Origin of the sequence: Gaetbulibacter sp. PBL-D1 (assembly GCF_050509525.1) — a bacterium.
GTDB lineage: Bacteria > Bacteroidota > Bacteroidia > Flavobacteriales > Flavobacteriaceae > Gaetbulibacter_B > Gaetbulibacter_B jejuensis.
On the sequence record NZ_JBNWKB010000001.1, the window covers coordinates 180,946 to 196,324 of the forward strand.

At 33.5% G+C, this 15,379-nt stretch carries 17 protein-coding genes; 2 read left to right on the plus strand and 15 right to left on the minus strand.

Features of this window, described 5'->3' with window-relative positions:
• From ACQ0RB_RS00910 to ACQ0RB_RS00980, 15 genes are all read right to left on the minus strand, one after another.
• Complete coding sequence (locus tag ACQ0RB_RS00910) at window positions 1-1,296, minus strand: TRAP transporter large permease (RefSeq protein WP_131505833.1); 1,296 nt, start codon at window positions 1,294-1,296, stop codon at window positions 1-3.
• 2 nt (window positions 1,297-1,298) lie between these two features.
• Window positions 1,299-1,760: a TRAP transporter small permease gene (locus ACQ0RB_RS00915; protein ID WP_430495862.1), complete on the minus strand. Its 462-nt coding sequence runs from the start codon at window positions 1,758-1,760 to the stop codon at window positions 1,299-1,301.
• Window position 1,761: 1 nt separating this feature from the next.
• Entirely contained in the window at window positions 1,762-2,742 is a 981-nt protein-coding gene (locus ACQ0RB_RS00920; protein WP_430495863.1) for a TRAP transporter substrate-binding protein, read from the minus strand.
• 2 nt (window positions 2,743-2,744) lie between these two features.
• On the minus strand, window positions 2,745-3,416 hold the full coding sequence (locus ACQ0RB_RS00925; RefSeq protein ID WP_430495864.1) for a bifunctional 4-hydroxy-2-oxoglutarate aldolase/2-dehydro-3-deoxy-phosphogluconate aldolase: 672 nt from the start codon (window positions 3,414-3,416) through the stop codon (window positions 2,745-2,747).
• 2 nt (window positions 3,417-3,418) lie between these two features.
• Window positions 3,419-3,922 carry a LacI family DNA-binding transcriptional regulator gene (locus ACQ0RB_RS00930; protein WP_131505837.1) on the minus strand — a complete coding sequence of 168 codons (504 nt, stop codon included), beginning with the start codon at window positions 3,920-3,922 and terminating at the stop codon, window positions 3,419-3,421.
• A gap of 3 nt (window positions 3,923-3,925) precedes the next feature.
• Window positions 3,926-4,948, minus strand: a complete 1,023-nt coding sequence (locus tag ACQ0RB_RS00935; protein ID WP_343796490.1) for a sugar kinase — start codon at window positions 4,946-4,948, stop codon at window positions 3,926-3,928.
• A gap of 15 nt (window positions 4,949-4,963) precedes the next feature.
• On the minus strand, window positions 4,964-5,302 hold the full coding sequence (locus tag ACQ0RB_RS00940; RefSeq protein ID WP_430495865.1) for a cupin domain-containing protein: 339 nt from the start codon (window positions 5,300-5,302) through the stop codon (window positions 4,964-4,966).
• 10 nt (window positions 5,303-5,312) lie between these two features.
• Entirely contained in the window at window positions 5,313-6,713 is a 1,401-nt protein-coding gene (gene uxaC, locus ACQ0RB_RS00945; RefSeq protein WP_430495866.1) for a glucuronate isomerase, read from the minus strand.
• An 11-nt stretch (window positions 6,714-6,724) separates the two neighbouring features.
• Window positions 6,725-7,480, minus strand: a complete 756-nt coding sequence (locus ACQ0RB_RS00950) for an SDR family oxidoreductase (protein WP_430495867.1) — start codon at window positions 7,478-7,480, stop codon at window positions 6,725-6,727.
• Window positions 7,481-7,490: 10 nt separating this feature from the next.
• On the minus strand, window positions 7,491-8,330 hold the full coding sequence (gene kduI, locus ACQ0RB_RS00955) for a 5-dehydro-4-deoxy-D-glucuronate isomerase (protein ID WP_430495868.1): 840 nt from the start codon (window positions 8,328-8,330) through the stop codon (window positions 7,491-7,493).
• A 172-nt stretch (window positions 8,331-8,502) separates the two neighbouring features.
• Entirely contained in the window at window positions 8,503-10,908 is a 2,406-nt protein-coding gene (locus ACQ0RB_RS00960) for a protein-disulfide reductase DsbD domain-containing protein (RefSeq protein ID WP_430495869.1), read from the minus strand.
• Between the two features lie 195 nt (window positions 10,909-11,103).
• Window positions 11,104-11,502 (minus strand): rhodanese-like domain-containing protein, encoded by a 399-nt coding sequence (locus tag ACQ0RB_RS00965; RefSeq protein WP_129759132.1) that lies wholly within the window; start codon window positions 11,500-11,502, stop codon window positions 11,104-11,106.
• A gap of 18 nt (window positions 11,503-11,520) precedes the next feature.
• The gene (locus ACQ0RB_RS00970) at window positions 11,521-11,829 is read right to left on the minus strand and encodes a rhodanese-like domain-containing protein (RefSeq protein WP_134198752.1); all 309 of its coding nucleotides are present in this window, start codon (window positions 11,827-11,829) and stop codon (window positions 11,521-11,523) included.
• A gap of 107 nt (window positions 11,830-11,936) precedes the next feature.
• The gene (locus ACQ0RB_RS00975) at window positions 11,937-12,548 is read right to left on the minus strand and encodes a thioredoxin family protein (protein ID WP_430495870.1); all 612 of its coding nucleotides are present in this window, start codon (window positions 12,546-12,548) and stop codon (window positions 11,937-11,939) included.
• An 11-nt stretch (window positions 12,549-12,559) separates the two neighbouring features.
• Window positions 12,560-13,081: a TlpA family protein disulfide reductase gene (locus ACQ0RB_RS00980; RefSeq protein ID WP_430495871.1), complete on the minus strand. Its 522-nt coding sequence runs from the start codon at window positions 13,079-13,081 to the stop codon at window positions 12,560-12,562.
• Window positions 13,082-13,374: 293 nt separating this feature from the next.
• On the opposite strand from ACQ0RB_RS00980, the gene ACQ0RB_RS00985 reads away from it, so the two are divergent.
• Window positions 13,375-14,778: an anthranilate synthase component I family protein gene (locus ACQ0RB_RS00985; protein ID WP_430495872.1), complete on the plus strand. Its 1,404-nt coding sequence runs from the start codon at window positions 13,375-13,377 to the stop codon at window positions 14,776-14,778.
• 2 nt (window positions 14,779-14,780) lie between these two features.
• Window positions 14,781-15,347, plus strand: a complete 567-nt coding sequence (locus tag ACQ0RB_RS00990) for an anthranilate synthase component II (protein WP_131505847.1) — start codon at window positions 14,781-14,783, stop codon at window positions 15,345-15,347.
• The last annotated feature ends 32 nt before the right edge of the window (window positions 15,348-15,379 follow it).

The following is a 15,379-nucleotide window of genomic DNA, read 5'->3' on the forward strand; positions in this document are numbered from 1 at the left end:
TTAAAGTCCAAATATTTTAGGTAACCAAAGGGTTAACTGTGGGAAATATGTAACCAAAAACAAGGCTACAATCATTGCTAAAAACAATGGTAGTAATGGTTTCATTACTTTTTGAATTGTTGTTTGCGCTACTCCAACACCAACAAAGAGGACGGATCCAACTGGTGGCGTACAGAGTCCGATACATAAATTAAGTACCATGATGATACCAAACTGAACAGGATCCATACCTAAACCTGTTACTACAGGTAAAAATATTGGAGTAAAAATCAATACAGCTGGCGTCATATCCATGAAAATTCCAACGAATAATAAAATTAAATTGATGATTAAAAGTATTACTACTGGGTTGTCACTTATCGCTAATAACGTTGAGCTTATATTCTGTGGAATATTTTCATAAGACATCACCCAAGACATACTCATAGACGCTCCAATAAGTAACATTACAACCGCTGTTGTTGCTGAAGAGTCTAATAAAATTTCTGGTAATGATTTTATATTGATTTCTTTGTAAGCAAACCCTAAAATAAGCGTGTAAAGCACTGCAATTGCCGAAGCTTCTGTTGCTGTAAAAATTCCGGTTACAATACCACCAATAACAATAACTAGTAAAAACAAACTTGGTAAAGCATCAACAAACGTTTTAAAAACCTCTTTTAATGAACTACGTTTTCCTAGTTTATACTTTTTCTTTTTAGCCCAAAATGAAGCAACAAGCATTAAGAATAAACCTGTTAAAATTCCAGGAATATAACCTGCTAAAAATAGAGCTGCAATAGAAACGCCACCACTTGCTAATGAATACACAATCAACACATTACTCGGCGGAATAATTAACCCTGTTGTGGCAGATGTAATATTTACTGCAGCGCCAAATTCTTTAGAATAACCTTCTTTTTCCATTTCTGGACCAAGAATACTTCCCATTGCAGAAGCTGATGCCATTGCAGAACCAGCAATTGCTCCCATCAACATAGCGCCAATAACGTTAATTAATGCTAAACCTCCTGGTAATGCTCCTACTAGTGTTTTTGCAAATGCAATGAGCCTATGCGCAATACCTCCTTTATTCATGAGCTGTCCGGAAAGAATAAAAAACGGAATTGCTAAAAGCGCAAAACTGTCTAATCCTGTTCCCATACGTTGAGAAACCGTTGTAAACGCAGGCATTGCAGGAATACTAACTAACATGGTTAATACAGATGAAATAGAAATACTCCAAGCCACAGGTGTTCCTATTGACAATAAGCCAATAAAACTAATTACTAAAACTAAAATTGGTATATAATCCATGGCTATTTAATATTTTTAATATCTGAAATTTTGTAAAAAATGATTAGTAATCCGCTTATTGGAATAGCTAAATACACCAATGCCAATGGTATTTGTAATGCAGGTGAATGCTGATCTAATACATAAGTGATATACACTAATCGTAATCCTCCAACAACCATTGCAAATAAGGCAAATGAAATAATTAAAATGTAAACGATTAGCTTAAGTTTTTTTTGTGTTTTATTACTTGAACGAAGCGGAAGCACATCTATAGCAACATGCATATTTCTTCCTGAAACATAAGCTGCTCCAAGTATTCCTAACCAAATCATTAAATAACGTGCTAACTCATCAGTAAATGAACTTGGCGTACCCACAACAAACCTTGTAAATACTTGCCAAATTACATTTACCACCATAACTCCCATAATGACAATGAGAATATTTCCTAAAACTTTATCTATTTTTTCTCTCAAAGTCATATTACTGGGTGTTTTTTATTCTGTCTATTAAACTTTTCATGTCGGCATCTTGACCATAATGTTCGTACACTTCCTCAACCTCTTTAGAAAACAATGTTTTATCAGGTCTTATCACAGTAACTCCAGCAGCTTCTACGGCATCTAAAGCTTCTTTTTCTGCATCTGCCCATAAAGTACGTTGATAGGTTACCGATTTATCTACAGCTTCTTGCAACCACGTTCTTTCTTGTTCAGATAAATCATTCCAAATATGTGTCCCAATAATCAATACATCAGGCAAGGATGTATGCTCATCTAAAGAATAGTATTTACAAACCTCATAGTGTCTTGACAGGTAAAAACTAGGTGGATTATTTTCAGCTCCATCAACTACACCTTGTTGTAAAGATGTATAAAGTTCTCCCCAAGAAATTGGTGTTGCCGAACCTCCAAGACTTTTTACCATATCCATAGCAGTAACACTTTCCATTACTCTAATTTTAAGTCCTTTTAAGTCTTCTGGAGAATTCACAGGCTTGTCTTTTGTATAAAAACTTCTACTACCTGCATCGTAATAGCCCATACCTTTTATCCAATACTTGGTGCCTTCATCTAGCAATTCTTTTCCAACAGGACCATCTAAAACATTAAATAAATGCTGTTTATCTCTAAACAAAAATGGCAATCCGAAAACTTTAGTTCTTGGTGCAAAATTTTCCATCACACCAACAGATACTTTAGTCATATCTAAACTTCCTATTTGAAGTAATTCTATACATTCACGTTCAGTACCTAATTGCTGACTTGGGTATATTTCCAACTGCATTTTCCCGTCAGAAATTTCGGCTAAATCTTCACCCATTTTAACCATAGCTTTATGCACAGAATGATTAACATCTAAACTATGTGCTAACTTTATAGTGCGTGTATCGCTAATGGTATTACAGCTTGAGTAAAGCGCAAAAACCATAACATAAGTAAGTACTGTAAAAAGGCGTTTCATAGTTATTGTGTTTTTATGGTCTTAATTATATCCAATGCATTTTTAACATTGGTTTCAAGCGCTTTAAAATCATTATTTGCGATAATTTCTTTTGAAATTAGTTTTGATCCCATACCTACGCAAGTTACACCTGCTTCAAACCAAGCTTTTAAATTTTCTTCGGTTGGTGCTACGCCTCCAGTTGGCATAATAGATGTCCATGGTTGTGGTCCTTTGATTCCTTTTACAAACTTTGGCCCATAAACATCACCAGGAAATAATTTTACAACCTCACAACCTAACTCTTCTGCTTTAGCTATTTCAGTAAGCGAGCCACATCCAGGAGACCATAATACTTTACGTCTATTACAAACAATAGCAATATCTTCTCGAAGTACAGGTGTTACAATAAAGTTAGCTCCTAATTGCATGTATAATGACGCTGAGGCAGCATCTGTAACAGATCCTACGCCTAAAATCATTCCTGGTAGTTCTGCAATAGCGTATTTATTTAGTTCACCAAAAACTTCGTGAGCAAAATCTCCTCTTGAAACAAACTCCATTAATCTTGCTCCACCATCATAACAGGCTTTTAACACCTGCTTACAAACAGCAATATCAGCATTGTAAAACAAGGGAACTAGCCCTGTTTCTTTCATAGTTTTTGCAACGTCTATTCTTGTATATTGTGCCATAATTATATGCGCTCTAATAATGTTTTAAAACTGTTTACTGAAAGTTGAATTAACTCTTGTGCAGATTGCTCTTTTGTAATTTGAACAAAGGCAATAGGCATTACAGTAAACTTATTCTTTTTTATATTGTTATTTGCTGAAAGTACAATGGCTGCATCAATACTACCATCGTTTATTTCATCTAGATATGTATCTTCTTTTGAAGTATCATCAAACGACTGAAAAAGCATAACGCGATAACCAGCCTTTGATGCCGTTTTTTGAATTTCGTATAACGTATCGCTATACCATTTATCATTTACTTGCGGCAATATTACAGCCACAATATTTGATTTGCTTTTTCTTAAAGCAATGGCATTTTTATTAGGAACATAGTTGTTTTTTAAAGCAATATCTTGAATCAGTTTTTTGGTTTCAACATTGATATCAAACCTATCGTTTAAGGCTTTTGAAACCGTAGAGGTTGAAAACCCTGTAATGTGCGATATTTGCTTTAAGGTCATCATATACTATCTTGATACTTTTCCGGTAGCGTTTCCGTTTACCATATTTTCTACTTCTTGTACAGACACTAAATTGTAATCGCCAGAAATGGTATGCTTTAAGCAGCAAGCTGCCACAGCAAAATCTAATGCTTTTTGTGTATCAGACTTATATTTTAATAGTCCGTAAATTAATCCACCCATAAAGGCATCGCCACTTCCTACTCTATCAACCACAGGCGTTACTTCTTTTACTGCGGCATGATACAAGCCTTTTCCGTCAAACAAAACACCACCAATACGTTGATGAGAAGCACTCACAGAATAACGCAAAGTTGTTGCTACGGTTTTTAGGTTTGGACAGATTTCAAATATTTTTTCATACAATACAGGAAGCGAAGCTTCGTCTTGATAGTTTGGAGACACCTTATCTTTGCCTAACATAAAGTAAGCAGTATCTATATCTCCTAAAATGATATGACTGTATTTTAAAAGCTCTGGCATAACGTCTTTAGGTTGCTTACCATATTGCCAAAGTTTTGCTCTGTAGTTTAAATCACATGAAATGGTTAATCCCATTTTATGAGCTGTTTTTACAGCATCTAAACATGCCTCTGCTGCACTTTCTGAAATTGCTGGTGTAATACCGCTCCAATGAAACCAAGTTGCATCTTTAAGTATCTCTTCCCAATTAAAATCGTCTTTACTTGCGGTTGCAATAGCACTATTGGCTCTATCATAAACCACATTGCTACCACGAGTTCCTGCTCCTGTTTCTAGGAAATAAATACCTAAACGGTCGCCTCCTAAAACAACATTATCGGAACCTACATTAAGCTTTCGCATTTCTTTAAGTGTACAGGCTCCTATTTCGTTATCAGGAATTCGTGAAACAAATTCTGAAGAAATTCCATAGTTCGCTAAAGACACTGCTACATTAAACTCGCCACCACCATAAGAAGCCGCAAAGAATTTCGCTTGCGAAAACCTCAAATGTCTTTCGGTAGACAATCGTAACATTATTTCTCCAAATGCAACTACTTTATTCATTGTTTACTAATTTCATTATTTTAAAAAATCTTCACGCTTTGGATTAAAAACATCTACCAGCATGCCTTCTTCTAGACAGACAACACCATGCATAACGTTTGATGGCACAAAAAAAGAATCACCTTCTTTAAGAATTTTCTTTTTGTCATCAATAGTCACTTCAAATTTACCACTAGAAATGTATGTGGTTTGTGTATGAAAATGATTGTGCATTTGACCTACACCATCTTTTTTAAACTTTACATTAACCATCATCATTGTATCATCGTAACCAACAATTTGACGGCTAATTTTATCATCTAAAACTTCCCACTCTATCTTGTCTTGCTCAAAAAAAACAGCTGCGTCAGACATGCGTTTCTAATTAAAAATTAAAATATTCTTTAGCGTTGAAATAACTGATATCTGAAACGATTTTACCAATCCATTCCAGCTCTTCTTTTGGCAACTCACCACGTTGAATTTCGTCTCCTAAAAGATTACAAAGCAAACGTCTGAAATATTCGTGCCTTGGGAATGATAAAAAGCTACGCGAATCGGTAAGCATACCAATAAAACAGCTAATTAATCCCATATTAGATAAGGCATTCATTTGTTTGGTCATACCATCTTTTTGATCTAAAAACCACCAACCAGAACCAAACTGAACTTTTCCTTTTACACTACCATCGTTAAAGTTACCAATCATGGTCGCCATAACTTCGTTGTCAGCAGGATTTAAGTTATAAATTATGGTTTTTGTGAGTTTATCTTTTCCGTCTAATGCATTTAAAAATGCAGATAATTTTTCAGCTTGCGGATAATCTCCAATAGAATCCCAACCTGTATCTGGTCCGAGAATACTATGCATACGCGCATTGTTATTTCTTAATGCTCCTAAATGGAATTGTTGTACCCAACCAAATTCATGATACGTTTCCGACAGGTATAAAAGAATAGCTGTTTCAAACTTAAGTACCTCATCTTTTGTTAATGTATCTCCTGCTCTTTTCTTCTTGAAAATCGTTTCAACTTCATTATCTGTATAGTCAACGAAAGAAATTTGATTTAGACCGTGATCACACAATCTACATCCATTATTATGGAAGTATTCTATTCTACTGCGTAGTGCGTCTTTTAAATCTTGATAATTAGAAATCTCTTTATCTGCTGCTTTTCCAAGCACACCCATATAATCGTTATAACCATCATTTGCTATTAAAATAGCTTTGTCTGGTCTAAACGCTGTGCTTACTTTAATTTCGAAATTACTTTCTGCAAGTGCTTGGTGATGCTCTAATGTATCGATTGGATCTTCGGTGGTACAAACCAATTCGGCATTGACCTTACGAAGTAAGTTTCTACAACTGTAATCTGAAGAACTTAACTGCTCTGAAGTAGATTCAAAAATGCGTTCTGCAGATTTTTCGTTTAATAAATCCTGAACATTAAAATAGCGTGCTAATTCTAAATGCGTCCAATGATACAAAGGGTTACGCATTGTGTAAGGAACTGTTTTTGCCCATTGCATAAACTTTTCCTTCTCTGATGCGTCACCTGTTATAAATCGCTCATTGATTCCTAAAGTTCGCATAGCACGCCATTTGTAATGATCGCCATTAATCCATACGTTAGTTAGATTATTGTAAACTTTATCTTCTAAAATCTCCTGCGGAGGCAAGTGATTATGGTAATCTATTATAGGTTGATTTTTTGCATAGTTATGATATAACTCTTCAGCATATTTGTTTTCCAGCAAAAAATTATCGTGTATAAACTGTTTCATTCTTTCTTAATTTATCTTCCCATCCAACCGCCATCTACGGTTAAAATAGAACCACTCATGTAGTCACTTGCTTCTGAAGCTAGGAAAACTATAGGTCCTTTAAAATCTTTTGGTGTTCCCCATCTACCTGCAGGGATTCTTGCTAATATTGATTGACTTCTGTCTTCATCGTTGCGCAATGCTTCGGTATTATCTGTTGCGATATAACCTGGCGCAATAGCATTAACCTGTACATTTTTTGAAGCCCATTCGTTAGAAAGCGCCATCGTTAACTGACCAATAGCACCTTTTGAAGCTGCATAACCTGGAACTGTAATTCCGCCTTGGAAAGTCAGTAATGATGCTGTGAAAATGATTTTACCAGAACCATTAGCAACCATGTCTTTTCCAATTTCTCGACTTAATACAAATTGCGCGTTTAAGTTTACTTCAATCACTTTATCCCAATATTCATCAGGATGTTCAGCTGCTGGCTTTCTTAAAATAGTACCTGCGTTGTTAACTAAAATATCTATTTTAGAGTGGTCAGATTTTACAGCTTTAATAAAACTATATAATGAGTCACGACTAGAAAAATCACATTGATATGCTGTGAACTTTCTACCTAACTCTTCAACACGTTGTCCTATTGCAGAACCTTCTTTTTCTAATGATGCTGACACACCAACAATATCTGCTCCAGCTTCTGCTAATGCTTCTGCCATAGCAAAGCCAATACCTCTTTTACAGCCTGTAACTAGTGCTGTTTTTCCTGTTAAATCAAACATAATTTTATGCTTATCTTAATTCGTTGATTTTACAAACATCCATATCTCCGTAGTCTAAATTTTCACCTGCCATTCCCCAAATAAAAGAATAGCTAGCTGTACCAGAACCAGAGTGAATAGACCAAGGTGGTGAGATTACAGCTTCTTCATTACCCATCCAGATATGTCTTGTTTCTTGAGGCTCACCCATAAAATGACTTACCGCCTGATCTTCTGGAACTTCAAAATAGAAATACACTTCCATTCTACGGTCGTGCACATGAGCAGGCATAGTATTCCAACTACTACCTGTTTTTATGGTTGTCATTCCCATTTGCAATTGGCATACATCAACAACACTATTTACGATGTATTTTCTAAGCGTTCTGGCATTAGCTGTTTCTGCAGAACCTAATTCTATAACCTCAACATCGTTAGTTCCAATTTTTTTATTTGGAAATTTTTTGTGAGCAGGTGTAGAGTTTAAATAAAATTTTGCTGGATTACTTCCGTCTTTACTAGAAAACTCAACTTTATTGTTACCTTGACCAAGATATAAAGCTTCTTTATGGTCTATATCGTATGTAGTACCATCAACAACTATTACTCCTGAACCTCCAACATTAATAATTCCTAATTCTCTTCTTTCTAGGAAATAAGATGACTTTAAAGGATCGATAGTTTCTAATTGTACTTTTTCATTAACAGGAACAACTCCTGCTACCATATACCTATCGTAATGAGAATACACCCATTCCAATTTATCGGTTTTCATTACATTTTCAATCAAGAATTCATCACGCAATTCTTGAGTGTCATATTTTTTTACAGCTTGTGGGCTTGAAGCGTATCTTGTATCGTATTTTGACATAATTAATTTTTAATTGTAATCGATTACACAAATATAGAATAATTTATTTTAAAAACTAAAATTATCTTAGATTCTAATAAAAAATCATCAAAAAAGAATACTGATTTTTAATGAAATCGTAAACCTTTATAGTAAAAACCAAAAAAACCGCTTATTTAAGCGGTTTTTATTATTATTTAAAATTATCTAATCCTGTTTTTAACCAATTGTAATATTCATCAACATTAGGAGTATAAGCTGTTGTTTTATTCAACATACTCATATCATGATCCAATATTACATAAAAAGGTTGGGAATTGTTTTTAAAATTAATGGTTTGTAGAGTAGCCCATTTATCACCAATTGTCTTTATTTTCTTAATATTACCTGTTGGTTTTAAATAATCAAATTTCTGGTCTTCCGGCAATTCTTTTCTATCATCCACGTATAGAGAGATTATAATATAATTATCATTTAGCATATCATATACTTTTGATTTGCTCCATACCTGCTCCTCCATTTTACGGCAATTTACACAAGCCCAACCAGTAAAATCCAACATAATTGGTTTGTTTTCGGCTTTAGCAGCTGCAATACCTTCATCAAGATCTTTATAACAATTAAGATCTAAAGGACATTCAGATGTTTTATCATAAAGGCTATAAAACATTGGAGGAGGGAAACCACTTAATAACTTTAAATTGGCATGCTTTGTATTTGTCAACCCTGGAATTAAATAAATCACAAAGGCTACTACTAGAATTCCAGTAGTAACTCTACCTTTACCTAATTTCTGTAAAGGCCCATCATGTGGGAATTTAATTTTTCCAAATAGGTATAGAGCCAATCCTATTCCAATAACAATCCATAAGCCAATAAATATTTCACGTTTTAGAATTCCCCAGTGCTCAACCAAATCGGCATTTGATAAAAACTTAAGGGCTAGTGCCAACTCAAGAAACCCTAAAACAACTTTAACTGTATTTAGCCATCCTCCTGATCTTGGTAAAGAATTCAACCATTTAGGAAACATTGCAAACAGAGTAAAAGGCAACGCCAATGCTAAACCAAAACCACTCATTCCTAACGTTAATTGTGTTGCTCCTCCATCAGATGTTAATGAGCTTCCTAATAAAGTCCCTAAAATTGGCCCTGTACAAGAAAAAGATACGATAGCCAACGTGAGTGCCATAAAGAAGACTCCAATGAGTCCTCCTATCTTGTTTGCTTTACTATCCAAAGCATTACTCCATGAAGCAGGTAATGTTAATTCATAATAACCGAAAAACGAAAAAGCAAAAGCAATGAAAATAATAAAGAAAATAATGTTGAGAGTTACATTTGTTGATACATTATTTAAAATTTCAGGATCTAATGAATCTAACAAGTGGAATGGTAAACTCAATAAAAAGTAAATTAAAAAAATAAAGAACCCATACATTACAGAATTAGCAATTCCTTTTTGAGTATTTCCAGCACTTTTAGTAAAAAAGGAAACAGTAAGTGGAATCATAGGAAACACACATGGTGTTAACAACGCAATTAAACCTCCTAGAAAACCTAAAAGAAAAATTGTAAAGTTGCTTTTCTCCTCTACTTTTTCTTCTTCATATTTATCTTGCCCTGTTATATTTAGATTTAAAGCTTGAGACAATTTTCTACTTCGCTCGTCAACTGATGCCACTGAATTATCTATTTGACTTCCATCTAAAGCAATAACAAAAGTTTTTTCGCCATTAATACATTTTTCATCATTACAAGTCATATAAATCACTTCAGAATTTATTGTTGTAATAGATGAATCATTTAGTTTTATTCGTTGAACAAATTGAGCGTAATCATTAAAATATTTTATATCTATTTCAAATACTTTATCAAAAATTGGTTGAACTTCTGGTTCAAAAGTCTCCCCTACAAGTTCATAAGAATTATCCTTATTTGCATAGATAAACTCAGTTGGGATTGGACCTATACCATCAATAGGCTCTTGAGAATATAAATGCCATTCCTTTTCAATTGTAGCATTATAAATTATATCGTATTCAACATCAGAGATTTTTTCTACTGAAGTATTCCAAGTTACTGGTTGTAAAAATTGTGAAACTTGATTATTTCCATTAAATATATCTCCTGAAGTAGTTGTTTCTGCTTTTTCAAGATTAAAACTTAAACTAGAGGTATCTGGCGGTAAACATCTAGCATCATCACACACCATAAACTCTACTTCTCCTTTTACGATAGAGAGTTCGTTATTTAACACTTTGATACGTTGCTTAAACTCTGCTTTGTTTTCAAAAAATTTAATTTTCATTTCAAACACAGGATCATCAACAGTGTGTCCTTCTTCTTCCTTAGTATTTTCTATCAACTGAAAACCATCTTCTGTATAAGTAAATGTTGTTGGGATTGGACCATCATCTGGCACATTTTGGGAATACAAATGCCAACCTTTATCTATGGTGGCAATCGATACTAAATTATATTCGGTATCGGAAATTTTTTCAACTGAGGTTGACCATTTTACTGGTTCTAAAATTTGTGCTTGGGATGCAACAATAGGCATAATGAGCATCAAACAACTTAAAACGATGTTCTTCATTCTTTAAAAATTAGTCTAGTAGTTAGAATTAACAAATGTAACACTTGTGTTAGAATTATATTATAAAGCTTTCTTAAATCTGCTTAGTCGACGCTTCAATTTCATACTAACAAACTACTAACTGATAAAGACGTTAAAGTTTTACTAATAAAATTTAGATATAAAAAAACCGAACGTAATGTTCGGTTTGGTGAGTTAAGATTTGATTTCTACTTCGTAGCCTTCATGCTGCCATTTAGAAATGCCTCCATCGAGATCATATACTTTAACAAAGCCAGCTTCCTCCATTTTTTTTGCGCATTTTGCGCTTCTTCCTCCAGACTTACAATATAATATTACTGGTTTTGTTTTGTCTAGCTTTGTGATATCCTCATCAAAAGTTGGTGAGTTGTAATCTATATTTTGAGCAGTAGGTATGTTACCTTCTTTAAATTCTTCAGGTGTTCTAACATCTATTAATTGCACATCTTCTAATTCTAAAAGTGTTTGCATTTCTTCTGGTGATACCAGTTTAACATCGCTTTGCGAATCGTCTTTACAGCTTGTTACTGTAAATGTTAACATTAAAGTCAACACAATTAATACCTGTTTCATTTTTAATACAATTTAAAGTTATACTATATCACCTTCCCACTCGGTAATACCTCCAACAAGATTATAAGCATTATCAAAACCTAATTGATTCATTATAGCACAAGCTTGACCGCTTCTGTTTCCAGATCGACAATACACATAATAGTTTTTGGTTTTGTCAAGTTCTTCTACTTTTGAAATAAATTCTTGACCTCCATAAATATCTATATGCACTGCATTAGGTATTATACCTTCATCAACTTCGTCTTGTGTTCTAACGTCCAAAACCACAGCATTAGTATCCGCTGATAGTTGCTTTGCCCATTCTTCTTGTGTTAAATCTGCCATTTTTTAGTTTTTGATTATAACAAATTTAACTTTTCTTTATGATATAGACGAAAAAAAATCCAATCTGTTACAATTGGATTTTAATTTAAGCTTTAAAATGTATTTATTTACACTTTAATTGAGCATCCTATAGCTCTTGTTTGTGTTTCTTTAATTTCTTTTCCTTTTAATAATGCATCAACAGCATTTTCAACGTAGGTAGTATTTACTTGACTTGCGTCTTTATAGTTATCGTCAATAGCTCCAATGTACTTCACCTGATTCCCTTTTGCAGTTTTTTGTAGCACATATACATGTGGTGTTTTTGTTGCTCCATATTGAGGATAGATTTTTTGTCCTTCGTCAATTAAATAAGGAAATGTAAACCCTTTTGATTTTGCTCTTGCTTGCATAGCTTCCATATTATCTCCAGGTTTAACATCGGTATTATTTGGCATAATAGCTATAACAGGATAACCTTTATCAGCATATTTTTTGTCTAATTCAATAATTCTGTCCTCGTAAGCAACAGCATAAGGGCAAGTATTGCATGTAAATATTACAATGAATCCTTTAGCATTTTTATAATCTGCTAAAGACACCATTTTACCATCAATATTTTCAAGTTTAAAATCTGTTGCAATATCACCTACATGATAACCATCACCATCACCTACAGTTGTGAATGCTGAAAGTGATAACATAGCTACAAAAGCAAATACTAGTTTTAATGTTTTCATAGTGTTTTGTTTTAGTTTAAAAATTGTTTTAATTCGGTTTCTAGCTCATTATAAGTAAATGATTTTTCGTAGAACTTACGTTTATTTTTATTGAAAATTACTGTAGCAGGAATTGCTCCTGACCAGCTTTCATCTACCTTAGGAATCCAAGAGTTAGCATCAGCATCGTCAAGCGCCACAACTTTAGATTGTAATTTCTTATCAACTATAAAAGGTTTAAGTTTTGATTCATATTTAGAAGGGAAATCTAAACTTATCAATATCACCTCAACATCTTTAGTTTTATATTCAGAATTTAATGTTTCAAAATAAGGCAACTCTTTAACGCAAGGTGCACACCATGTTGCCCAAAAGTTAACTACATAGGTTTTATCATCAGTAGCTGTTAGGTATTTTTTTATACCATTAAAATCATGAACTTCTAACTCTAAGGTATTAGGAGTTTCAATTTGTGCTTCGGCAATAGCATCTTTTCCTTCCTCTTTACAGGAAAAACACAAGATCATTGTTAGTATTAACAGTGTATATTTCATATTATAAAAGTAAGCATAACACTGAAAAACCTTTAATCTTTAACAAAACTTTATAGGGCTTAATTTAAATTAAAATCCTCCCACACAAATATTTCTACAAATAATTTGAAAAAATAATTTTCATTTCTATATTTGACCCAACAAATAAAAACATGAATACAATTTTAAATAATACTTGGTGGTGGATGTCTCGAAACTCAATTTTCGTGAACTAATCCCTATTAGTATATTTAAAACTAAAAATATCAAAAAGGCTTGTCATTCACGACAAGCCTTTTTTAATTTATTTACCAATGAAAACCTTTAGCCTTTACACACATTATAAAAAAATTCTTGCCGACACAATTACTCCTGTTAGCATCTACCTTAAAGTACGCGACAAGTTTCCCAACAGTATTTTACTTGAAAGTAGTGACTACCATGCAAACGATAATAGTTTTTCATACATCTGCTGTAACCCAATTGCTTCTATTAAAGTAAAAAACGAAACCATTACCGAACAGTTTCCTGATGGCAGCAGCATTATCAATAAGATAAAAGATGATGTTAATGTCACTGAAAAAATTCACAAATTCACACAGCGTTTTAAAGTAGATTCTGATAAGGAATTTAAGTTTATTAACAATGGCATTTTTGGATATATGGCTTATGATGCTGTACGCTACTTTGAAGATATTAAAATTTCAAAAAAAGAAGACCATCTGGACATTCCAGATATTTACTATGCTGTGTATCAAAATATCATTGCCATTAACCACCATAAAAACGTAGCCTATATTTTTGCACATTGCTTTGATACCGAAAACAATATTGACGATATTCATCAGCTTATAAAATCTAAAAACTTTGCCGTTTTTAATTTTTCAACTGATGGCGAAACTAAATCAAACCTTACTGACAATGAATACAAAGAGCATGTAGAACTTGCAAAAAAACATTGTGCTAGAGGTGATGTGTTTCAATTAGTACTTTCAAAAAAATTCTCTCAAAATTTTAAAGGTGACGAGTTTAATGTATACAGAGCCTTACGTAGCATCAATCCTTCTCCTTACCTATTTTACTTTGATTATGGTGATTTTAAAATCTTTGGAAGTTCGCCAGAAGCACAATTGATTGTAAACAATGGAAAAGCTGAAATTCACCCAATAGCAGGTACTTTTAAGCGCACAGGAAGCGATGAAAAAGATGCTGAACTAGCTAAGCAACTTTCTGAAGACATCAAAGAAAACTCAGAACATGTTATGCTCGTTGATTTAGCGCGTAACGATTTGAGTAGACACGGAAACAATGTAAAGGTCGACACCTACAGAGAGGTTCAGTTTTTCTCTCATGTTATTCATTTGGTAAGTAAAGTTTCTGGTAACAAACACGACAAAACCACAACTATGCAAGTAGTTGCTGACACTTTTCCTGCTGGAACTTTAAGTGGAGCTCCAAAACATAAAGCAATGCAACTTATTGAAACATATGAGAAAACAAGTCGCGACTTTTATGGTGGAGCCATTGGGTTTATGGATTTTGAAGGCAACTTTAATCATGCCATTATGATTAGGACTTTTTTAAGTAAAAACCATACACTGCATTGGCAAGCAGGAGCTGGATTGGTCTCAAAATCAAATCCTGAAAATGAATTACAAGAAGTATATAACAAATTAGGCGCACTTACAAGAGCCATTGAATTTGCTGAAAATTTATAGCCATGAAAAGAATATTAGTTATTGATAATTACGACAGTTTTACTTACAACCTTGTGCATTATCTTGAGGATTTAGATTGTGAAGTAACTGTAAAACGCAACGACCAACTAGAGCTGGATTTCGTAAAAGCGTTTGACAAAATTGTATTATCTCCAGGACCTGGAATTCCTGATGAAGCTGGTTTATTAAAACCTATTATTGAAACCTATGCAGCCTCAAAAAGCATTCTAGGTGTTTGCTTGGGTCAACAAGCCATAGGTGAAGTTTTTGGAGGCAAACTCATCAATCTTAAAAGTGTATATCATGGCGTTTCTACTCAGGTAAATATTACTGCAGATGATGAAATTCTTTTTAAAAACATGGACAAAACCATTGCTGTTGGTCGCTACCACTCTTGGGTTGTAGATGAAAAGCTTCCTGATGTTTTAGAAGCCACATCGTTTGACGACAACGGACAAGTAATGTCTTTAAGACACAAAGTGTATGATGTAAGAGGTGTTCAGTTTCATCCAGAATCTGTTTTAACGCCTAACGGAAAACAAATGCTAGAAAACTGGGTTAAAAGTTAATATTGTCGTTTTTCTATTAATTCATCATTTAT